Source organism: Agrobacterium sp. LMR679 (assembly GCF_027157905.1).
Classification (GTDB): Bacteria; Pseudomonadota; Alphaproteobacteria; order Rhizobiales; family Rhizobiaceae; genus Agrobacterium; species Agrobacterium leguminum.
On record NZ_JAPVOJ010000002.1, the window covers coordinates 26,320 to 46,685 of the forward strand.

Sequence of the window (20,366 nt, forward strand, 5' to 3'; positions counted from 1 at the left end):
AAGTCGCACGAACGGACATTGATTTCATTGATCTTTTTCGCTCGGTGCGTCTACCCGCGTCAGGTCCAGCGCCGCGCCTTCGGCTGGCCGTTCGGTCGGCATTTCGCCGATGAACATGACGCCGAGTTTGGTTTCCTTGACATGGACTTCCTGCGGTCGCTTGGCATGGAAGAACGGCATGAGCTCGGCGTTGGCATCCTCGATCATGTCGTATGCCTTGCTCATCATCTTGAACACCTGGTCGCGGTCGAGCACGCCAGTCCGCACCGCCGCTTCCATCGCCTGTTCTGGCGTAGCACCTTCGAAGGTCGGGAGACAGGCCAGCTCGGCGGCAAGCGCCACCGGATTGGAGTTGGCCAGGTCAGCGAGGTTCAAGGCCGGATCGCGATAGCCCATGGATAGCAGGTAGTTCGCCAGATCGGTGGAACGGCGGTTCTGGGAGCCTTTCGGCCTCCCCCTCGCCCGCTTGGCGGCATCCATGATTGACGCGACGTGTTTGACCGGACCGGCGAATAGGCAGTTCTCGCCGTCAGGATCGGCAAGCAAGAGGGATTGCTGCGCGGGTTCCTCGCGCTCGCCCGCGATGGACTGGGCGAGGCCGGCCATGACAGTTTCCGTCATCGCCGCCATCGATCCGACTTTCGCGGCGCGCTCCGGCGAAATTTCCGGCGGCGTGTGTGCCACTTGAAGCCCCTGATTTTGCTCGGTTTCGTCGCTCACCAGCTATTTCCCTATTTGTTTATTCCGGTTACCGGATGCGGCTTTCGCCAACCGGTGGTAACCGATTTTCCAACCGCATTTCCGCAAGAAAAACAGGAACATATACCTACCGGTTACCCGGTTACCATCAAATCACCATCTACGCGTATACACGCGCGCGCGTAAAAGGGTGCAATATATGGGTAACTCGCCAACCGACATTACAAGCCTCTGATTTTGTTGATTTATCGCGGTTACTCTGCCGCCAACCTAATGGTAACTGCTGGTAACCACCCGCACCCGGCAGGGCAGACAAGCCCCGCAACGTTCACGCTATGACGCATTCCCCCGTGTTAAGTGCCAGCGCCGGGATTTTCCCCGGCATATCGTGGTGAGCGGCCACAAGGCTGGAGCGAAGCGGAGGCATAGGCCGTGAACAGGCTGCAACGGCAGGCGCTGGCACCGTCCGCGCCTCACTTGCTCCAACCTCTCGTAGCGATTGGCCACGGCATTCCTTTTCTCGTGTCGCCTCTCTCCAATCGCAGTTCAATGCGGCGGCGCGGACACCGCTTTTAAAGTCACGGGGCGGGGGTGAAAGAGTTAAATGCGAGGGGCAAAGGGCGCGGGAAAATGACGCAATAAGGACAGGGTGTGGGTTAACGAATGTGAATTGATGTTCTCATTCTGTTCTGGTAATTCAGTCGCCCATGGTTGAGACGATCGGAGAAGCATTCAACGCGGATTGGCAGCTGTTCGCACGCTGTGTGGACGGTCGTGTGGATCTCGGCCACGCGGCGCTGAAATGCGAATGGCGCTATGATCTGGACATGATGACGCTGGTTGCGACACGCGGCCGGGATTTCCCGCTGGCAAGCATCGCCCGGCAGGCTGCGCTGTCCTCGATGCGGCAACCGGCGCATCAGCGTGACATTCGTTCTCCCAGGCGACAGGAAGGCCGAGCGGCCGCAACGGCCGATATCACGCTGGTAGAAATAGAAAGGCCCGCCGGATCGCTCCAGCGGGCCACATGGCAGGGATGTGCCGAGCGCTAATGCAGCCCCAGCAATCGCATGTTTCTGTCGCGCTGCAGGCGGCCCTCTGCCGCCTCCTCTTTCCATCGCAGCTCGGCCACGATGCGCGGCATGGCGGCATTGAGGCGGGCAAGGGCGCGGGCGTAGGACCATCCACGCGACACGGCGCAGCCGCCCTCGTCCAGCCGGCCGTCATCGCACCCAAAACCGCCCTCCATGTGAGCGGCGTGATACAGCGGGCAGAAACGGATATCAGCGTGAGGGCAGCGCTTCTTCATCCCGAGCTATCCATCCAGGCATCATAGCCGGCCAGATCGACGAGCGTGACGGTTTTGGCCAGGCGGTTGATCTTCACAGTCTTGTCGGCCTTTGAGAGCTCGCGCGGCACGATCGTTTGAGGAGCCTGTTTAAGCGCCAGCGTCCAGCCGCCATGATTGAATTCGCTATCTGCGAAAACACGGTTCAGGTTGTCGTCAGCGTGCGGGATCGCCAACGCATACCCCCTGCAGGGCTTACCCTTCTCGCGCAGGCCGAGACCGATCAGCGCCAGGCGGGCGCGGGCATCCTCGATGAGCATGTCGGAACGCTGGTCATTTTCCAGCGCCTCAATGATGCCGCCCACCGTCTGCCGCTCGCCGGCCTTGTAGGCGTCCACTTTCGCGCCCATGATCTTTTCAATGACTTCCTGCCATTTAGGCATCTGTTCGGCTCTGTCGGCCGACGTTGCGGCCTCGAGCGTTTCCACCAGCATATCGATATCGAGGCGAACACCATCGGCCGTTGGATCCTGATGCATGCCGGCATCGACAAGCCCCTGCTCTCCCACCAGGAGCTCGGCACAGGCCAACACCGTGCCGTAGGTATCGATCGCGCGCGGATCCAGTGCAAGGCGGCGATCGGAAAGTATCTGCCGCCACTTCGGCAGGATATGCAAATGGAAATCGTGATATCCGTCCATGATCTGTCGGAGGATCATACGGCCCCACTCTTCCTTGATCAGCGGCTGCTTGGCGTTGGCGTCTTTATCGAGCGCATTGAGGTTCAGAATGATCATGCGGGTGCGGTCCTGGACGCCAAGGTGTGGATGCAGGATCGCCGAGAAAATGAAGCTCGAGCGCAATTCGAATTCTGTGCCGTCGCCGTTCGCACCGCCGCGATAGCCCTTGGCACCGGAATAGGACTGGCGGGCAAGCTCGATGATGGCCTGCTCTTTCTGGCCCTGCGCCTTGCGTTCGAATTCATCGACTGCAACCGGCCGGCTGTCCTGCCGGATGTTCTGATAGATACCGGCGGCCGTTGTGTTGGCGGTCGAATAAAGCGCGGATCCGAAAAGCGCCCGCAGGATCCCGTGCAGGGTCGATTTACCCGTGCCGGCACCACCCATTGTGAACAGGATCGGGCGCACGTCGAGTGCGCCGGAGAGAAACGCCGAGCCGACCCAGCCCAGGAAGAAAATCGGATCGATATAAGGCCGCTCCCATTTCCAGCTCTGCAGATCCTGCAGGATGATATGCGCCGGGCTGTCATTGACGCCGATATGCGTCTGCCAAGGGTGCAGGGTGTCGTTGTCCTGGGCGTAGAAATAGCCGTCATAGTCGCCGGGCTTGGCCGCCTGCAGCTGCCAGTCGATCGCGCGCTGATCCCTGTCGGCTTTCACGTCGACGGAAAACAGGTGCTTGCCGCTATGCCAGATGAATTTGTCCTGCGCCTTCCAGCCGCCACGGCCGCGCACATTGTTCTGGGGATCGAACAGGCCCTTCCGGCCGGCCTCGCCTATGATCGCTGTCCAGGCCTGGTCGCGTTGCACGCGCTCGACCTTCGGCGGAACATAACCTTCGCTGCCGGGTTCGCCCTTGGCTTTCGACCAAGCCGGCCATGCCCAGAACACATAGTTCACGAACGGGGAGAAAATCCGCAACAGCGTGGGCAGATCGTGGCGGGTAATCTCCTCGAGCTCGCCGATCGCGTTGATGACATAGATCGTCTCACCCTTCTTGCCCAGAACAGTAATCGGGCAATCGGGCGGCATGTTGTGGTGCGGCGCACCTTCCCACTGGCCGGCCTTGATGCCGTTGCGCAGTAGGTTGGCGTCCGGATCGAAAAGCTCTTTCTTCTCGTCCAGCACCTGCTGCGCGTCCAGGAACTGCGCGCGAATGCCTTGGATACCACCCTGAATTTTCGGTTTTCTTGCCATAACTGCCCGCATGAATGAGAGGAAGCCGCCGCACCGGGTCGCAGGCGCGGCGGGTAGTGTTTAGGCCGCGCTGACGATCATCCAGTCTTCGGCAAGCATATCGGTTTGGGACGCCAGCCACGGCACGAAAGAACCCGTTGTGGTGAACATGTCGATATGAGGGAGGTAGTCAAAAACAGTACCGACAGGCACGCCTGCCTTGGCCAGCGGCCGGCCCTCGTCGACGGTCAGCCCGGTGGACCCCGGCACTAGGACGAGGAACATGTTTTTGCCATTCCAGCCGGCGCGCGCGACACGATGGCCAGATTTCAGCGCTTCGACCGCATGGCCGAAGTTCATGCAGGTCACCGGCTTGTATGCGCTCTCAAACACGTCCTTCGGCGACCATGAGATATAACCGTCGCTGTATTTCACAGCGTAGCCGCTCTGACCGTCCTTTTCCTGCGGCCAGGCTTGCACTCGTTTCGTCCCATAATAATCCTGCGTCACTGCATTTCTCCTTGTGGTGGCCCGGCACCATTACCGGGCCTGTTGATAGGCAGGCTCAGTGGGTGGCCATCGGATCGTCGACGGTCTCCATCGTGGTGTCCTCGATCGGCACGGGTCTGGGCGTCGGCTTCTCGGCCGCCAGATCCTCGAGGCGCTTCTTTTCAACCGCGGCGTAATCGTCGAGATCAAGCAGAACGGCAATGAAAGTTTTCAGGCCGATATGCTCCGCCGGCGTCAGCTCGGCCGACTGGCGATGCTTGGTGATGACGAGCTGCTGCGCGAGGATTTCCGGAGTGGCGCGCCGGCCGATCTTGCGGATGAAATCCTGCAGATCTTTTGCTGCCTCATAAGAGAACGCCGAGCCCTCAAGCGGAGCGCCGCCAGTAAGGATCGCGCCGATGACCTCGATGTTGGCGTGCACGCTGCGGAAGGCATCATCTGCAACATGCATGATGATGTCGTCGGGATTGCATTTCCGCCAGAATTCCGGGTCAAGCTGACTTGCCGGAAAATTCTCCGGCGTATAGGCCCCAGCGAAAATAGCCGCATCATGGATGGCGTCCGTCAACGCATCACTATGGAGAGGTGACGCGCTGGCCAGTTCACTTTTTTCGTCGTCGTATCGGAACGTGAGAACCGGCCCGCTAGAAGGCTCTCCGGTATCGAGATCGACGACAGGAGTTCCGTCCAGGCACTCGGCGTGGCAGGTTCCCATTTCAATATCGATCGCGCACATATCATCCGGCTTGAAGAGAACATCGCAAACCGGGCAGCTATCAGCTTCCGGAGGCGCTTCGCTGCTGGCCGGGCTGCCCTCCGGATCCAGCGCCGGCGCAGCGGCCGCCTTTTCCCGCGCATGCTCGAGGGCGGCATAAAGATCGTGAATGATCTCGACCGGATCATTCGCCGGTGCCCAGTCCTTGAAAGGTCCGTCGTGTTCCCGGATTACCTCAATGGCCTTCAGGAAACTTTCGCCGACGCGGGCATGGCAATAAGCTGAGGCAACCGCTTCGACGCTGGTGAACCCAAAACGATTGAGCGCGGCTTTCAGATCATCCGAGATACCGGCGACGTTGCCCGAGCTTAACGAGCCGCTCTTCTCATCATGGCGTAGGTAAAGGCGTCCATTGCGTCGCTGCAGACGCGACTGTGCTCCTTCGCCGCCTTCATCATCTTCTCTTCCATCGTTTCCGGAGGCAGGATTTCCCCCTCCAACACTTCCGGCCTGGTCGTTGGCTTCTCCGGAAACGGGGACGTCCTGCCCGCCATCCGCTGCACCATCAGCGCTTGCGTCGCCGTCATTTTCGATTGGTCCGGAACCGGATCCATCGCCGATATCGCCCGAAACGATTTCGCCGCTGGTATCGGCTGTTTTGGCGTCAGCGCCTGGTGTTGCGCCTTCGCCGGCTTCCAGCCCCGATAGCTCTTGCCGCCCGCCATCGCTCAGCCCCTTGCCTTCTGCAGCGCCGTCGACGCCATTAGTTCCATCCACGAGCGGCGCGGTGTCCAAGGCCGCGCTGTCAGCTGATAGAGCTGCGCCTGCAGCATCGATCTCAGGCGCATTTCCGCTTGCTGCCGACGAAGTTTTGTTTCGTGTCCTGCTTCCATTGGTCTGCCCTTTACGTTTCGACATGCTCTTTCTCCTTGTGGTTACTCCATGCCCAGCGCGGCCATGTAGGTCTGCAAAATCGTCTCCTCCTCAATCCGCTGATTGGGATCCTTGGCGCGAAGACGGACGATGGTTTTGATTGCTTTTTTGTTGTAGCCGCGCCCGTGGGCCTCGTTGAGAACATCAGCCTTGTCGGCATTGATGGCCTTGCCCTCCTCCTCGAGGCGCTCGAAGCGCTCGACGAACTGGCGCAGCTCGGCGGCCGCAACGGTCTCAGAAGCTTCAATGTTGTGACCGATCTCGCTCACGAACTTGCCTCCGCACGATCGAGGCGCTCGATTTCGGCGATGAGGAGCGCGGCCGCGCGAACGAGATCTGCACGCCGGTCTTTCGGCTTCCACCAGGTGCGGGACCACGGCCACATGCTCGGGACGTGATTGCGCTCCTCCTCAAGTATGCGAACATCATGGGTCATCGCAGCACGCTGGGCGTAGGCAACGGCCGCTTTGCTCAACTCGAAATTCGTGTGACCGTCATCATGCACGTTGCCCCAGCCTTCCGCCTCGATCTGCCGGCGACGTTCCGCCGTCACATCGAGGGCGGCTTTCGAGAACCAGCTATGTTCTGCGGCCGCTGCGGGAGCGGGATCTGTGTCGCCGACCGGCGCATCAAGATACGGTTTTGCCAAAGCTAGCCCTGTCTCAACGTCGCCTTCGTCGACGCCATCACCGCCCTGCTCAAGAACTTCGTTAGCGGCATGATCGAGCATGCGATGAACAGGCGTCGTGCCATCCTCGCTTTCGCGCTGCAGCTGCCACACCATTTCGCGGGAAAAATCCCGAAGATCTGTAATGTGAAACTCTTGCGGCCATTCCGGCGCGTTCTGGACGGCCCAGGCCATCAGCGCGACGCCGATCGATATGGACAGAACGCCGTTCTCCGCCTTCACGGCCAACAACTGCCCGGCACCATTGCCGAATTTTTCATTCGTCATCATCTTCCCCTTTCATCAGGTCGTTGAAATCTTTGCCCAGGTGGCTGGTCATCTCGGTCAGCGGCTTGTCCGCGCGCGAAAGCTCCTCCATCACCCGTTCGAATTGCTTGACGGCGGTTTTCTTTTCCCAGTCATTGTCGCGGGCAACGATGATGGAGCTGACGCATGGCAACCACACTGGGGCTGACGCCATGGCGCCGAGCGACCCGGCCGCCCACACGCGGGCTTCGGGAATGGCAAGCGCAAGAGAAAGCCCGTCTTCGACGCCTTCGCAGAGGATCAGCGGAAAAGGCCGCGTGGCAGTTTCCGGCGGCTCGCCTTCCGGCCCGTGACTGATGCGGATCATCGCGCCGCGCGCCTCGCCGAACATAATTTTTGCGGTTTCATCGCCGGTCACCGGCAGCTTTTGCGGCCCGAGCGGCGAAAGGAATGTCATGTGCACGGCCGAGATCTGGCCGGTAGGCATCCGCATGGCCGAAAGCACGGCCGGAAACTTCGGGCCGTCCTGCACCTTGATGCGCCGGCCGTTTTCATGGCGGAACTGTGCCCGCTTCCAATATTCCTGGGCGGCCGAGAAACGGAATGTCTGCATGTCGCGGTTCGGAATGTCGTCGATCGGGCAGCCGCGTGCGGCGAAGTATGCCCGGGCATGGGCTTCGGCCGTCGATCGCGCGCCATCCTGGTAACCGCTGTTCCAGACCTGCTCGGCCTTACCCATGCGCTTGAGCCGGTCGGCTTCCGCCCGGGCCTCTGCCTTGCGGCGCTCGTCATCGGCCCGGCGCTTCATGTCCTGGCGCTGCTCGGCCGTCATCGAGCGCAGCCCGAGAAAATCACGCGACCAGTCCATGGCCGCGCGGAAATCTCCGCCAGTCAGATACTGCACCAAGCCGAGAACATCGCCCTTTTCGCCGGTGCGCCAATCCTTCCAAGCGCCGGGATCTCGATCGAGCGCGATCTTGAGCTCCGGCGTCTGGTGGAAATCATTGGTGATGGGATTGTGAGAAACCCAAAGCCGCCCTTCCCTCTTGCCGGTGGGCAGCAGGCGCTGGCATAGGCTTTCGATGCGGTCTTTCAGCGCCTGTTTGATTTCGGAGGTATCGGAACGGTTCATGCTGCGACCTCATTGAGAATGTCGCCGCCCCATTGATCTGCCATCGCATCCGCAATCCCAGGGAAAAGCGCGAACGCTCATGACCGCTCTTTCCCTGATGGAAATAATATCGGTATGGCTGACCCGCCCGGGATCCGGAGCGGCGAATGCAATATTCAGGCTCGGGAAGCTGAACTACCTTGGTTGGAGAAAGAGCCGGAAGCCCTTTCAGCCAAAGGCAAACTTTCTTCTGAAGCGGTTCGCCGAACTGCCAGGGCGCTATGATCTGGGCGGGCGGCAGGTAACCGACAATTCGCCTCTTGGCGTGGCGGTGCATGACGGGGTTTTCAATGGCAATTCGGGCGATAGGTGCGTTCCAAAAGTCCGAAAACAATGTCGCAGCTTCGTCGAGCTCGCCCCACATTTGCTCGATCGTCTTGCCCTTTGGCGGAGTGGTTAGCCAGGTGATACCGGCATTACAAAGACGGGTGCATGGCGGATGAGCGACGATGAGCAAATCCCAATCGTCATTGAGATAATCGCGAGCATCGCCGATGATATGCCGGTTGCTTCGATCATCTGCGGGCAGGAGATCACAGGACCACGCATCGTGCCCGCGCGCCGCAAAAGCGCGCCGCACCGTTCCCGAATATTCGCAAGCGACAAGAACGCGCATCGGTCTGATTGGTGCAATCGTCACGCCAGCTCCTCCTCTTTCGGGAGGTCCACCAGCAGATTGCGGAACACATCGAGACGGCTTTCATCCAGCGGCCGGAAGCGGGTCGATGCGAATGCCGGTTCGCGCAGCGAGCCGTCAATGTATGGAACTGTCGGATTGACGATCTCACGCAAAAGCAATGGGAGTGCCGTTCCGCTGCCGTCAGCCAAATTTTCCGGCGGATGAACAGAGCGGAGTGTATATACAACACCCTTTTTCGGAGTTGTGATGCCGTGGCGGACTGCCAGTTCAATCTGTTGCGGCGTATCGTAAGGGGAGACACACACCACGCGCATGCCCGGCTTGAATTCCCAGCTCATGGCGAAATCTCCCCCATCTGGATGGATTTGTAAGTCAGCCAGTCGGTGCGGCCGCGCGCGGAATTGCAGCCCTTGCAGGCCACGGCGAGGTTGTCGCGGTTGCCGCCGCCACCATCGGCACGGCGCTGCAGATGCTCCAGCGTCACGCGCCGGTTCGGCACCTGATTTTTCGGAATGTTGAGCCGTTTCGCCTCCGCCGCGCTGGGCGTATCGAGGCCGGCCATGGGCTTTTCGCAGTAGCAGCAAAGGCCGCCCTGCCGTTCCCAAAGCAAATTCCGGATACGATCTTTCCGCGCGTTCCCGTTCATGACTGAAACGCCTCCTCGACATAGGCCAGCGCCGCCTCGATCTCCGGCCGCTCGCGTTCGTCGCCGAGCTCTTTCAGCAAAAGCGAAACGGTGGCCTTGCTCACGCCAAGGGCGCGGGCCATGTCCGCCTGCGGGATATCGAGGTACGTTACGGTGATGTAGATCGCGAGCCGGCGCAGCCTGGTTGCCCGCATCCATTGTTCGTCGGCCGTCGCGCGCCTGGAAGGATCGGCGGCGAGGATGAAACCCGGCTGCACATTGGCCTTGTGCGCCACCAGCGCCACAGCTAGGCGATAAGACCGGATGGCAGAGGAACGCTCCGGAAACCGCAGTTCCAGATCCCTGCCCTTCGCCTCGAGATCCCGCTGGCGTTTCAGCTGCGCGATCGCCAGGCGCACGCGGTTGACGGTGCGCGGCGTGAGCGGCCGGATCCCGGTCCGGATAGCGTATAGATACCGCGATGCGACGCCGGCGGCGCGCAACACCTCGCACTCGGCGAGCCCTGCGGATTTGATCGCCAGATCTATTTCGGCGACAGAATTCATTATCAGCCCCTGCAAGCAAAGGCCGGACGCAATACAAACCGGCGTGGACATTTCAGACGAGCGCCACCAGTTCGGGCGGCTTGCTGGTCGCGGTTTTTCTGGGCCTCGCGGTGTTCCGCGAGACCGGACAAGGTCAATTCGCCGCCCTTCGAAGGCGCGATGTAGATGGAAACGAAGCCGTCACGGCGCATGTAGAAGCAGAATTGCGCCCCCGGCCATTCGCGCCGCTTCGCCTCTGCAGCGAGATCGTCGATCAGTTGCAGGTGAAAGGCGCGGTTCTCGGCAAACTCCGCCGGCGGCTTGCCGCCCATGCAAACCATAGTGTCAGTCAACCCCAGTTCGTCGGCGTTTTCGTCCAGCTGCTGGATCCAGTCTTCGGCAAGGATCATGGCGCCACCGGCAGGTTCTTGCGCCACTCGAAAAAGCCGAGCTGGCCGCGCACCGGAATGAAATCAACCGGCCGGGCATTGCGGATGACGAAGCCGTATTTGCCGACGAACCATGCGCTTTCGCTGGATCGCACGCAGTCGACGATCTCGGCGACGCCTACGATGCCTCCCAGATCAACAGGTGGATCGTAGCTCATCGGTCCGTCGGTCGACCGCATGAGGTGGCCCAAAACAGGATGAACGCCTGCCTCGAGATATTCATGGCAATCGCGGTCAAGCCTCTTGCCGGCATGGATCGCCACCCAGCCGCGCGTTATGGTAGGCCAGTCGCGGTTCTCAATATCTTTGTGCCCGTTGACGATCAGCCAGGCCCACGGCTGCATGATCGAAAGGGCGAGTTGAGGGAGCTCGCTCATTGGCGCGTCTCCGGGTCCTGAATTTCCTCGAGCACCGCGCGCTTTTCGCTGATGAGCTCGGCAAGCGCACTGTCGAGCTTCTTTATGGTTCTCTCGGAGAGAGTACGACGACCGCTTTTCCGGGCCGTGTAGGTCGTCTCGTGAACACCAGCGCGCTCACAGAGCGTCTTCTGATCTATGCCCGCTGCGGCCCTTCTCGCTTCAATGTCGGAAAACATGCAAATCACCTTGTCAACTGATTTGCTTAATGTGATAAGCGAAATTGCTTATTCCGCAAGGTGTTTTTTAGTGACTGCGTTAGCACCACACAGGATTAGTTTTGCGCGCATGGCACTTGATCAGCGCGAAACAAAAGAATGGCTTAAAGCGATTGCACGACATTTAAACCTGTCGCCGTCGCAGCTCGCCCTGAATTCAGGCATGGCGGCGTCGACGATAACTCGCTTTATCAATGACAACAGCAACTCGGTCGGCATTACCCAGACGTCACTCGAAAAGGTTGCCAGCTACTCCGGCTTCCGCCCGCACCAAATGCCGGGCCGCGCAAGATCCGGAACCGCAGAGCCTGACACAATCCCTCTCAAGCAAGATAATACCGAATGGCCGAAGTGGGTTATTGCGGCTGTTGACGCAGCCAAAGCTGGCAAGAACGGTATAGAGGCGTGGGTTATGAAGGGTGCCGCCCTAGACGGCATAGGCGTAATGCCAGGCGATATAGCCATAATTGATCAGAACGCCCGCGCCAGCAGCGGAGACGTGGTGCTAGCACAGATTTTGGATCTGGCGAGCGGCAGCGCCGAAATGGTGATGCGGCTGTATCAGGCACCATTCATCACGACGCACAGCATGCGGCTCGGTCCCGGGCGACCAGAGCACGTCGATGAAGACCGTATATCAATTCTCGGGGTCCGCGTCGGGCTGATCCGCTGGGAACACTGAACGTCGCAATTCGGATAGCAGGTCTTAAACTCAGTAGCGCTCCAAGTCATTAAACTTAGGAGCGCTCCTTTTTGCGCTTATGACTTATCGTCCATTAAATTTAGGAGCGCTCCAAATCGCTAAACTGAGGAGCGCTCCCAAAATCGCACTCGCGTCAAAACCGCTTAAGCAGATTTGCAATATGCGCTTGCTCAAATAAGCATTTTCGCTTATTGATTTGCAGCATTGCAATTCAGCAATGGGGAGACGCGAAACATGCTCCAGAATTCGAATGACCGCTTCATGGAGGCGGAAGACGTGGCCGAAGCGCTCGGCCTGGGAAGGGCCACTTTCCTGCGCAAGCGCAACAGCCTCATCATCAACCATGGCATGCCGGCACCTTTGCCCGGGCAGAAGAACATGCGCTGGTACCGTGACAGCATGGAAAAATGGCTGCGCCAGTACGGCGAGCTCAAAGGCCACGCATTGCGCACGGCCGGATCCCTTGTCCGGATCCACGTAGACCGCGCCCAGCTCACAGCCGTCTATGCGGCGGGAGCAAGCGCATGAGCAAGATGGAGTTCCTGAAAAACGGCATGAGCTTCGAGGAGGCGCTATTCAGCGACGATCCTTTCAAGCAGTGCCTGGCACGCTTCGCCGCCAGCGATTTCGCCGAGCGGATGGGCGACTTCATCAATTCCGAACTGCAGCGCGGCACGGAGATTGCCACGCTGATGATCGCCATGGCGCGGTTCCAGGTCTCGGTCCACGCGTCCGTGGCCGCTCAGACGATGCCGATCAAGGCCATCGAGATGACCGCCTGCATGTATCAGGAGATGGTGGGCGAAAATTACCTTGTCCACGTCAAGCAGATACAGCAGCAGCTGGCGGAGGGGGAACCGGCATGACAATGACGCCCCTCACCGAAAACCCGGCCGTGCTGGATCCGCGCAAGAACCTCGAGCGCGCAGAGAAAGACGCACTGGCCTCGATCGACTTTTTCCGCCAGCAGCGCATCGTCGATGGCCGCCTGCAGGTTGGCAACAAGCGCTTTAATCTGGCCACCATCCGGCGGCTCGAGGAAAAGCAGCTCGTGCGCGGCCGAGTGCCGAACATATCCCTCACCACTGGCGGCGGTCTCGCCCTGCAGAAGCTCAGAGGTGACGCATGAACCAGAAGATGCAATTGAGCGACTGGAAAGTCGACAACTCTGCCGGGCGTCCCATCCTGACTTACAAGGGTTGCAGCGTTATCGAGGCCGAGGATGCGGAATTTGCTCTCAGCGCAATCCACCGCGCTCTTGAGGCTACTCCAGCACAGAACGTGCGCGATCTCATCGTTGAGGTTCTTCGCGACCATCACGAGGTCAAACGCATCGGCGCACTGGCAGACAGGCTGGAAGCTGCGCTGTCTGCTGCGAAGCCAGAGCCTACTATACCCTACGCGATTTGGAAGTTTATCGCCATAGAAGTCGATATAGAGCCACGGGAACCCGCAACGCAGGTGGAATGCAGGCACGATCTCGACAAGCTCGAATTCCATCTGCAGACGCTCATTAAGGCCTACCCGACCTTTGCTAATTTGGCACCTTACAACAATGATCTGCGTATGTGGTTCGTCGCGGAACTCACCAAGGTAGCCAGCGGCCGCATTCCGCTCACCGAGATTGAGGCGCTTGTAGACCGGAAGCTGACGGCCGTGAAAGGTGGTGAAGCATGAGCGGTGCGCACAAACAGGAAATGAAGCCCGCGACGTCGACAGAGCCATTGGGCATCCGGCTTGCCGCCCGCATCTGCGGACTGGACCGGCCGCCACCACGCGCCAGCGTGATGAGCTTTGCAATCTCCGTTGGCGTGGATCCCAACAATCTGCGCGTCACGCAGACGGATGACGGCTTCGGCATCTTCCCCGACAAGGCGGCCGCTGCAAAGCGTCTTCTGGCTATGGTGGATGACCGCATGGAGGAGCTGCGCAAATCGGCCGCGCACGCCCGCCGCATTCTTCGAGCGGAGAAGAAGAAAGGCGGTAACGCATGAGCGATATGAAAACCTTCGCCAGCCGGGTAGCCGCCTCCGCCAACCGCGCCGAGTATCTTCGGAAGGCAATCGAGTGGCTGGAGCCTACCAGCCGCGACACCATCCTGCACGAGCCGAACGTCAGCGTAATCCAAACATGGGCAAACGGCATGGGCGGCTATTACCAAGCGATGGAACTCCTTTCTTCCGAAATGAGCGACATCGCAGAAGACGTTGCCAAAGCGACGCTCGTAAAGGCGAAAAAGGAACTCGCTGAGATCGAGGACATCTTCGCCCGCTTCATCGAGCAGGAGAACGCACCATGAGCGCAGACAGAACCATCCACGAGCTCGAGCGCCTTGGCAGCGTGCAGGACGCGCTGATGAAGCGCCTCGAGGACGAGCTGCGCGAAATGCGCGCCGCCAGTGACGAGATCGAGGCGTATCTGCATGGCGCGATCGCCGCCCGGGCAGCACGCACCATAATGCTCGTAGAGGCTCGCCGCGCCCTCGAGGACGCCGATAGCGGCTGCCCGGTGCTCAGTCTCGCGCGTTATCGCCGCCCAGCGCTGAGGACCGTGCAATGACGATCGCGCAATGGTCCCTATCGATCACGCCGCTGCTCATCGCCCAGGCGCTTACCTTTCTCGCATTCTGGCGCGCCACGCGCCGGAAGCAATCGCCGCCCGCTTCCCCCGCAGCGGGCGGCGATGCGGGGCCGGTACCAATGGCGGACCACCGGCCCCGCTAACCTGTCCACTGGCTCCAGTCTCCCGGAGCCTGCCTTGCCCGGCGGTCTTTGTTTCGCGTGACCGCCGGGCATTTTTGTATCAAGGAGTAAAATTCATGGCGAAAGACGATCTGAAAATTCCGCACGTGTCCTGGCGCAACGGCCGGCCGCGCTTCAACCCATCGAGGACGCTGCGCGAGGCGGGATATGTGGGCGAGGATCTGCGGCACAAGGACGGTCGCTGGATGAGCGCCGGCGAGGCCCTCGACTGGTCGCGCAAGCTCTCCAGCAAGCTAGAGCTCGACAAGCGCAAACAGCGCCTGAGCGCCGGTGAACCGCGCAAAAGGTCATTCCGCCGATACCCGTCGCAACCATCCAGCCGGCGTTTCCCGTCTGCCTCCTGTTCGACGAGTTTTTGAACGAGACGAAAAACCCGCGCTTCGGAGATCTATCGAAGAAAACCCGCGACGACTATCGCCAGAAAAGCCGCATCATCCAGAAGCACGAACCGGACGTGTGGAGCTCGGAAGCGGAAGCCCTCACAAAGCCGATCTGCATCGGGATTTATGAGAGCCTTCGGGTGAAGGTGGGCAACACGTCAGCCGTCGGCGCGATGCGCATTCTGGGCGTTGCGTTGCAATGGGCGATGGATCGCGGCCGCCTGCCCTCGATGCTGATAAACCCTGCCCACAAGCTCAAAATGAAAACGCCAGACGCGCGCCTGCGCATCGCCTCGAAACAGGAGCTCAAGGTTCTGATCGAGACGGCCGATGCGCTCAACCAACCGGAAATGGGCGACATGTTCACTCTGGCCGTATGGTCCGGCCAGCGCCAGGCGGACCGCCTGCAATACACCCGCAAGGGCCACAAGCGCGGCCGCATCATCCTGCAGCAGTCCAAGACCGGCGCGATCGTCTCCATCATCGAGGCTCCGGAGCTCAAGAAGCGAATGGACGCCGCCCAGAAGCGTCGCAACGATGCCGGCATCATATCGCCCTGGGCGGTTCTGAACGAGCGCGAATGGAAACCCTTCAACGGCGATCATTACCGCCGCAGGTTCGAGGAGGTGCGCCGCCACGCGAAGAAAAAGCTTCCGTCACTCAAGGATCTGACGGACCAGGACTTTCGCGATACCGCCGTCACCTGGCTCGCAATGGCAGGCTGCACCATTCCGGAGATCTGCGCCATCACCGGCCACAGCCTCAAGACGGCCCACGAGATCCTGAGACATTATCTTGCCCTCAATGCCGATATGGCAGACGCAGCCATCGGTAAACTGGTGACGTGGTTCGAAGCCCCTGACGGCGACGACGACCGGCCGGCAAGCATGAAATAAAGAAGGCGGGCTTTGACCCGCCTTTTATTTTTAAGCTTTCAGGAGATATCTCCAAGCACTGATTTGACAGAAAATCCACATTATGCAATCAACGACAAGAATAAGAAAAGTCGCACAACGTAGTTTTACTAAGCCATTAAAAACATTGTATTTCGATATTACTTTTAATCAGTAGGTCCAGGGTTCGAATCCCTGCGCTCTCACCACCTCAAATCCAGTTTTCTGATATTTCGCAAAGAGTTAGCACCGAGGGTGACCGAACTCTGATCGGAATAAAAAGATTCTCCCGCAGTCTTCGCGCGTAAAATAGCGATATCCGCCACAAGCCCGAGTTCAGAACAGCCGCTGCGATAAGGGTCACCGGCTCAAGTGTCAGCGTCCCGGCATGACCCGGCAGTCGTTTCAATCGCTCGGGATAGTTCCTTAAGCCGAAGTCTCAGCCCCGGAAATCACCAGATTTAATATTCCGACAAATCCAATCAGGAGATCATTTGCGCGCGGCAGTACGGCGGCAGCGCCAGTTCCAGTCTCTTGGCTCACCCGTGTCCATATGGACCGATTCGGTGTGGCAATAGGTGCCGACACCGCCGCGTTCCGGCAGGGAACGCAGATAGGTGGCAAGCTCCCATTTGGAGACGCCCTTGATCTGGATGTCGGCGGCATCGCAGGTATAGTGCTTTGAGCCCTGCCTTATGCCCTTCGGCGGACGATAACCCGAGGTGACGATCGCCGGGCTGTTATAGTGGCGTTCCACATCCTTGATCATCCGCACCAGTTCCGGCTTGAAACAGCCGACTTCGACACGGTCCGTCTGCAGGAAAAGCCCGTTCGGGGCGACGCGGGTGAGGCCGGAGAGCGAAGCGAGCTTCATCAGGCCGGTCGGCTGGTCATCCTCTTCATCGAGATGCGCATCGTCGAATTCGTCGGACATCATCGAACGGCCGGAAAGGGCAATGCCCATCGTCCCGTCCGAAACTCCGGGCAATGCGGCGACCTGCGTATTGCCGGCCGTGCCGCTTTCAATCATTTTCGGCAGGCGCTTTTTGGCCGCACCGGCGAAAAATGCCGCAAGCGTTACGCCCTTACCCTCGCTTTCCTGCCCCTCGCCCGCCGCCTTGGCGTCCTTGGCTGGTTGCGCGGCAACAGCCGCGAGCTGTTCCGATGCCGACTGCGGCACGGGTACGGGAACCGGCTGACGATTTTCGCTGTGCTGTTCCGCCGGCGCCTGTGCGGCTGGCGGGACCTGAGCCGGAACCGCCGCCGGTTGCGGCTGCGCCGCCTGCACCGGCGCCGAATAGACGCTGCTGACGGCAGGAACGATTCTCTGGGAAGGAGCACCCGTGGTGGCGGCCGTGCCCGGCGCCCCTGCAGCACCGGCGGGCGCTGCTGCTGCGGATGCGGTGGAATAAATGCTTGTCGTCCCTGCGGAGATCGCCGTTGGCTGCGTCGTCAATCCGCCGATATCGGGGGCGGCGCCATAGGCCTGCGCCGGGCCGCCCGATGCCTGCGGCTGGGCTGGCGCGGCCGCTCCGGCCGCCGATGCCACGGCCGGATCCACATAATGTCCCTGTTGCGCGCCGGCGGCAGCAGTTGAAGCGGCGGTCTGCGGCTTCTGTTGTGCGGAAATTTCCGGCTTTTTGGTCGCGGCGGCCATCTCATCGTCGGTCACCGCCGAAACGCATCCGGAAAGCCCGAGCAGCGAAACCGCGATGACGAGACGCTGACGGACCAGACGTCCTTTCGCGCTCTCGACAGTTGTCATGGGTGGCCTCCGTATCTTGCATTTCCAACAGCAGCACGGGAACGGGCGCGTGTGCTTCCCCAAAACGGGACTGGCCGTTTCGATTCGCGGACTATGCCTCATCCCCTCGGGACAAGGCAAGAGCACCCGAAAACGCCGCTGCTCACCGGAAAATCCCTACCAGGAACCGGTATTCTGCATAGATATCCACGGTTCGGCTGGTGCGAGGCTTTCGCCCTTCTGCAGAATTTCGAAGGAAATACCATCCGGCGAGCGCACGAAGGCCATGTGTCCGTCGCGCGGCGGCCGGTTGATGACGATGCCGTTCTGCTGAAGCCGGGCGCAGAAATCGTAGATATTGTCGACCTCGTAAGCCAGATGGCCGAAGTTGCGGCCGCCGGTATAATCCTCTGTGTCCCAGTTATAGGTGAGTTCGAGGCACGGCGCCTTGTTTTCCTTCGCCGCAGCAATGTCGTCGCGCGCCGCAAGAAACACCAGAGTGAATCGGCCTTTTTCGTTCTCGATTCGGCGTATTTCCTCAAGACCCAGCAGGTCGCCATAGAATTTCAGTGATTCGCCAAGGTCTTTGACGCGAACCATTGTGTGCAGATACCGCATTTTCTTCCTCTCCATTACACGGGTCCGGAGCCGTTAAACGCATGATGGCAAGCCCCGGACAAGGACGGCGACATAAAAGCAGCTGCGTAAATCAAAAACTAGGGCTTGCGTGAAACCGTTACCAAGATGTTAATCTGGCGCGCAGGAATCAGTTGACCGGTGTATGGCGCGTAATCGAGGGGTTGGCAGGATATGGCTGATAGGATGTCATCGAAAACGATAGTCGATGTCGAGGACCTTTCGGGCGATGCCGTGGACCTGACCGAAATTACCGGCGTCGTGAAGTGGTTCGATGTCGCCAAGGGTTTCGGCTTCATCGTGCCCGACAACGGCACGCAGGATGTGCTGCTGCACGTCTCCTGCCTGCGCCGCGACGGTTACCAGACAATTCTTGAAGGAACGCGCATCGTCGCCCTCATCCAGCGGCGCGACCGCGGTTTCCAGGCGTTCCGCATCCTGTCCATGGACCAGTCGACCGCCGTTCACCCCTCGCAGCTGCCGCCGGTGCGCACGCATGTGCAGGTAACGCCTTCGAGCGGGCTTGAGCGCGCCATCGTCAAGTGGTTCAACCGCACCAAGGGTTTCGGCTTCCTGACGCGCGGCGAAGGAACGGAAGATATTTTCGTGCACATGGAAACCCTGCGCCGTTTCGGCCTGACGGAGCTTCGCCCCGGCCAGGTGGTTCTGGTGCGTTACGGCGATGGCGACAAGGGCCTGATGGCGGCGGAAATCCACCCCGACAACCCGGTTTCCATCGGGATGTCGCATTGATGTCCGCCCTGCCCCATATGGTGAAAAGCGCCGTTATGGCGCTTCTTTTTTCACGCTCGCCGCCGCCGCGCAGGCCCAGCAACAGCAGACATTCACCTCCGAACCGCTGCAGATTGAAACCGCTGGGGGAAAGAGCCACGATTTCACGGCCGAACTGGCGCTGGACAACGCCCAGCGTGAACAGGGCCTGATGTTCCGCAAGAGCATGCCGCTTGAAAACGGCATGCTGTTCGATTTCGGTGAGCCGCGTGACGTCGCCATGTGGATGCGGAACACGCTTATTCCGCTCGACATGCTTTTCATTGGCCGCGACGGCCGTATTACCCATATTCACGAAAACGCGGTTCCGCGTTCGGAAGCGATCATCAGCTCCCGCGGGCCAGTAAAATTTGTGCTTGAACTGAATGGCGGCACTGCGAAACGCTATGGCATCAAGCCGGGCGATTTGGTTCGCAGCGCGCAAATCGGCAACCGGAAATGACGTTGCCGCGTTATTGCGCCTGAAGGAGCCGGACGAGGTTTCGCCCGGCTGGCGCAATACTCAGTAGACCGGCTCGATATGGCTCAGAATCCTGCAATTGGAAATGGAAGCGGCAAGGTTGATGGCGATGTCGATCGCCTCGACCGAATCGGCCGTGCCTTCCAGATAGATCACGTCATTTTCGACAGTTGCGGAAATACGCGACTTCTCGAGACCCGATTCGAAGGCCAGAGCCGACGTGATTGCCTGGCATACGCCGGCCATGCGGTCTCCAAAGAAGCTTTCCTGAATGCCTGACAAATTGAACATATGCGTTCTCCTTCTTATGGACATAACAACGCCCTGAGGGCGGTTTTGTTCATCTCCGGTTCATCTATTTGTTCATCTTCCATTCATCTTGGAAAATTGGAACCCCCTGATCGATCACATTTTAGGTGATCGGGAACCATTTCGTGAGGCGGGCATTTCGCGCATGGGAGTGTGAAAGGCCTTCAAGGCAGGTAAAACAGGGAGGAAAATGACATGCTGATTAACAGAACGGAGCCGTGTCACCACGCCTCGTGGATGAAGCCGGTGGCGATCCACCTGCCGCTGTGCGTCGCCGTTGAAATCTACAGCCCGCTGGTGGCGCTGGACATGCTGATGTACCGTTGGCCCGAGGAACACGGGCCGGAATATGAAGAGGCGCGCAGGAACTGCCTCGATGCCATCGCCGGCAGATGCGACATCGAGAAAGCACGGGAATCGTTTCTCATCGCAAGCAGTCATGCCCATATCCTGAACGTCCACTAAAATTCATCGACCGTCATGACGATTGGGCCCTTCTATGCGGAGGGCTTTTTCTTTTGCGGTGCGGCGTTTCTGCGACGCCTCCATGCACGGCGCAGCCTGCACACCGGCCGATGATGACATGTAACTGTCACGCAAACGTTATAATCGGCAGAGACGAATTCCA

30 protein-coding genes and 2 pseudogenes are annotated in these 20,366 nt (G+C 59.7%); 14 read left to right on the forward strand and 18 right to left on the reverse strand.

Going from position 1 to position 20,366, the window contains the following annotated elements:
• Positions 1-24: 24 nt before the first annotated feature.
• Complete coding sequence (locus O3W47_RS10830; RefSeq protein ID WP_269313751.1) at positions 25-720, reverse strand: hypothetical protein; 696 nt, start codon at positions 718-720, stop codon at positions 25-27.
• Positions 721-1,406: 686 nt separating this feature from the next.
• Between O3W47_RS10830 and O3W47_RS10835 the strand changes: the two genes are divergently transcribed.
• On the forward strand, positions 1,407-1,751 hold the full coding sequence (locus O3W47_RS10835; protein ID WP_269313752.1) for a hypothetical protein: 345 nt from the start codon (positions 1,407-1,409) through the stop codon (positions 1,749-1,751).
• Here O3W47_RS10835 and O3W47_RS10840 read toward each other — a convergent pair.
• The 14 genes and pseudogenes from O3W47_RS10840 to O3W47_RS10905 form a co-directional block, all read right to left on the reverse strand.
• A complete protein-coding gene (locus O3W47_RS10840) occupies positions 1,748-2,008 on the reverse strand; it encodes a hypothetical protein (RefSeq protein ID WP_269313753.1) in 261 nt (86 codons plus the stop codon). The two genes, O3W47_RS10835 and O3W47_RS10840, sit on opposite strands and share 4 nt — an antisense overlap.
• Positions 2,005-3,924: a hypothetical protein gene (locus O3W47_RS10845; RefSeq protein WP_269313754.1), complete on the reverse strand. Its 1,920-nt coding sequence runs from the start codon at positions 3,922-3,924 to the stop codon at positions 2,005-2,007. Before O3W47_RS10845 ends, O3W47_RS10840 begins: the two co-directional genes overlap by 4 nt.
• A gap of 60 nt (positions 3,925-3,984) precedes the next feature.
• Positions 3,985-4,413 carry a DUF2829 domain-containing protein gene (locus O3W47_RS10850; protein WP_269313755.1) on the reverse strand — a complete coding sequence of 143 codons (429 nt, stop codon included), beginning with the start codon at positions 4,411-4,413 and terminating at the stop codon, positions 3,985-3,987.
• Between the two features lie 55 nt (positions 4,414-4,468).
• Complete coding sequence (locus O3W47_RS10855) at positions 4,469-6,046, reverse strand: hypothetical protein (protein WP_269313756.1); 1,578 nt, start codon at positions 6,044-6,046, stop codon at positions 4,469-4,471.
• Positions 6,047-6,063: 17 nt separating this feature from the next.
• Positions 6,064-6,321, reverse strand: coding sequence for a DUF2312 domain-containing protein (locus O3W47_RS10860; RefSeq protein ID WP_269314824.1), 258 nt, complete (start codon positions 6,319-6,321; stop codon positions 6,064-6,066).
• 5 nt (positions 6,322-6,326) lie between these two features.
• Complete coding sequence (locus tag O3W47_RS10865) at positions 6,327-7,016, reverse strand: hypothetical protein (RefSeq protein WP_269313757.1); 690 nt, start codon at positions 7,014-7,016, stop codon at positions 6,327-6,329.
• On the reverse strand, positions 7,006-8,127 hold the full coding sequence (locus tag O3W47_RS10870; protein ID WP_269313758.1) for a toprim domain-containing protein: 1,122 nt from the start codon (positions 8,125-8,127) through the stop codon (positions 7,006-7,008). The genes O3W47_RS10865 and O3W47_RS10870 overlap by 11 nt, the downstream gene beginning before the upstream one ends.
• Positions 8,124-8,782, reverse strand: a pseudogene (locus O3W47_RS10875) (hypothetical protein). Before O3W47_RS10875 ends, O3W47_RS10870 begins: the two are co-directional and overlap by 4 nt.
• Before the next feature lie 20 nt (positions 8,783-8,802).
• Positions 8,803-9,144, reverse strand: a complete 342-nt coding sequence (locus O3W47_RS10880; RefSeq protein WP_269313759.1) for a hypothetical protein — start codon at positions 9,142-9,144, stop codon at positions 8,803-8,805.
• Positions 9,141-9,368 carry an HNH endonuclease gene (locus tag O3W47_RS10885; protein ID WP_269313760.1) on the reverse strand — a complete coding sequence of 76 codons (228 nt, stop codon included), beginning with the start codon at positions 9,366-9,368 and terminating at the stop codon, positions 9,141-9,143. Before O3W47_RS10885 ends, O3W47_RS10880 begins: the two co-directional genes overlap by 4 nt.
• 80 nt (positions 9,369-9,448) lie before the next feature.
• On the reverse strand, positions 9,449-9,997 hold the full coding sequence (locus tag O3W47_RS10890) for a hypothetical protein (RefSeq protein WP_269313761.1): 549 nt from the start codon (positions 9,995-9,997) through the stop codon (positions 9,449-9,451).
• A gap of 2 nt (positions 9,998-9,999) precedes the next feature.
• Positions 10,000-10,386: a hypothetical protein gene (locus O3W47_RS10895; RefSeq protein ID WP_269313762.1), complete on the reverse strand. Its 387-nt coding sequence runs from the start codon at positions 10,384-10,386 to the stop codon at positions 10,000-10,002.
• Positions 10,383-10,802: an ASCH domain-containing protein gene (locus O3W47_RS10900; protein ID WP_269313763.1), complete on the reverse strand. Its 420-nt coding sequence runs from the start codon at positions 10,800-10,802 to the stop codon at positions 10,383-10,385. The genes O3W47_RS10895 and O3W47_RS10900 overlap by 4 nt, the downstream gene beginning before the upstream one ends.
• Positions 10,799-11,020, reverse strand: a complete 222-nt coding sequence (locus tag O3W47_RS10905; RefSeq protein ID WP_269313764.1) for a helix-turn-helix domain-containing protein — start codon at positions 11,018-11,020, stop codon at positions 10,799-10,801. Before O3W47_RS10905 ends, O3W47_RS10900 begins: the two co-directional genes overlap by 4 nt.
• On the opposite strand from O3W47_RS10905, the gene O3W47_RS10910 reads away from it, so the two are divergent.
• The 10 genes from O3W47_RS10910 to O3W47_RS10955 all read left to right on the forward strand — a co-directional run bounded on the left by O3W47_RS10910 (position 11,019) and on the right by O3W47_RS10955 (position 15,800).
• A complete protein-coding gene (locus O3W47_RS10910; RefSeq protein WP_269313765.1) occupies positions 11,019-11,741 on the forward strand; it encodes a LexA family protein in 723 nt (240 codons plus the stop codon). The two genes, O3W47_RS10905 and O3W47_RS10910, sit on opposite strands and share 2 nt — an antisense overlap.
• A gap of 255 nt (positions 11,742-11,996) precedes the next feature.
• Positions 11,997-12,290 (forward strand): helix-turn-helix transcriptional regulator, encoded by a 294-nt coding sequence (locus O3W47_RS10915; protein ID WP_269313766.1) that lies wholly within the window; start codon positions 11,997-11,999, stop codon positions 12,288-12,290.
• A complete protein-coding gene (locus O3W47_RS10920) occupies positions 12,287-12,628 on the forward strand; it encodes a hypothetical protein (RefSeq protein ID WP_269313767.1) in 342 nt (113 codons plus the stop codon). The genes O3W47_RS10915 and O3W47_RS10920 overlap by 4 nt, the downstream gene beginning before the upstream one ends.
• On the forward strand, positions 12,625-12,891 hold the full coding sequence (locus tag O3W47_RS10925; protein WP_269313768.1) for a hypothetical protein: 267 nt from the start codon (positions 12,625-12,627) through the stop codon (positions 12,889-12,891). The genes O3W47_RS10920 and O3W47_RS10925 overlap by 4 nt, the downstream gene beginning before the upstream one ends.
• Entirely contained in the window at positions 12,888-13,439 is a 552-nt protein-coding gene (locus O3W47_RS10930; protein ID WP_269313769.1) for a hypothetical protein, read from the forward strand. The genes O3W47_RS10925 and O3W47_RS10930 overlap by 4 nt, the downstream gene beginning before the upstream one ends.
• Positions 13,436-13,756: a hypothetical protein gene (locus O3W47_RS10935; RefSeq protein ID WP_269313770.1), complete on the forward strand. Its 321-nt coding sequence runs from the start codon at positions 13,436-13,438 to the stop codon at positions 13,754-13,756. Before O3W47_RS10930 ends, O3W47_RS10935 begins: the two co-directional genes overlap by 4 nt.
• Positions 13,753-14,061, forward strand: coding sequence for a hypothetical protein (locus O3W47_RS10940; protein WP_269313771.1), 309 nt, complete (start codon positions 13,753-13,755; stop codon positions 14,059-14,061). Before O3W47_RS10935 ends, O3W47_RS10940 begins: the two co-directional genes overlap by 4 nt.
• Complete coding sequence (locus tag O3W47_RS10945; RefSeq protein ID WP_269313772.1) at positions 14,058-14,321, forward strand: hypothetical protein; 264 nt, start codon at positions 14,058-14,060, stop codon at positions 14,319-14,321. The genes O3W47_RS10940 and O3W47_RS10945 overlap by 4 nt, the downstream gene beginning before the upstream one ends.
• A gap of 259 nt (positions 14,322-14,580) precedes the next feature.
• Positions 14,581-14,883 carry a hypothetical protein gene (locus O3W47_RS10950; protein ID WP_269313773.1) on the forward strand — a complete coding sequence of 101 codons (303 nt, stop codon included), beginning with the start codon at positions 14,581-14,583 and terminating at the stop codon, positions 14,881-14,883.
• Positions 14,880-15,800, forward strand: coding sequence for a hypothetical protein (locus O3W47_RS10955; protein ID WP_269313774.1), 921 nt, complete (start codon positions 14,880-14,882; stop codon positions 15,798-15,800). Before O3W47_RS10950 ends, O3W47_RS10955 begins: the two co-directional genes overlap by 4 nt.
• Positions 15,801-16,287: 487 nt before the next feature.
• On the opposite strand, the gene O3W47_RS10960 is transcribed toward O3W47_RS10955, so the two are convergent.
• A complete protein-coding gene (locus tag O3W47_RS10960; protein ID WP_269313775.1) occupies positions 16,288-17,562 on the reverse strand; it encodes a YcbK family protein in 1,275 nt (424 codons plus the stop codon).
• Positions 17,563-17,718: 156 nt separating this feature from the next.
• Positions 17,719-18,159, reverse strand: a complete 441-nt coding sequence (locus O3W47_RS10965; RefSeq protein WP_059760310.1) for a VOC family protein — start codon at positions 18,157-18,159, stop codon at positions 17,719-17,721.
• A gap of 192 nt (positions 18,160-18,351) precedes the next feature.
• Here O3W47_RS10965 and O3W47_RS10970 point away from each other — a divergent pair, with 192 nt between their 5' ends.
• The gene (locus O3W47_RS10970) at positions 18,352-18,930 is read left to right on the forward strand and encodes a cold-shock protein (RefSeq protein WP_004442353.1); all 579 of its coding nucleotides are present in this window, start codon (positions 18,352-18,354) and stop codon (positions 18,928-18,930) included.
• A pseudogene (locus tag O3W47_RS10975) lies at positions 18,930-19,411 on the forward strand (DUF192 domain-containing protein). Before O3W47_RS10970 ends, O3W47_RS10975 begins: the two are co-directional and overlap by 1 nt.
• 60 nt (positions 19,412-19,471) lie before the next feature.
• On the opposite strand, the gene O3W47_RS10980 reads toward O3W47_RS10975, so the two are convergent.
• Positions 19,472-19,720, reverse strand: a complete 249-nt coding sequence (locus tag O3W47_RS10980) for a BON domain-containing protein (RefSeq protein WP_003522642.1) — start codon at positions 19,718-19,720, stop codon at positions 19,472-19,474.
• Between the two features lie 213 nt (positions 19,721-19,933).
• Between O3W47_RS10980 and O3W47_RS10985 the strand changes: the two genes are divergently transcribed.
• The gene (locus O3W47_RS10985) at positions 19,934-20,203 is read left to right on the forward strand and encodes a DUF982 domain-containing protein (protein ID WP_003522644.1); all 270 of its coding nucleotides are present in this window, start codon (positions 19,934-19,936) and stop codon (positions 20,201-20,203) included.
• Positions 20,204-20,366: the final 163 nt, after the last annotated feature.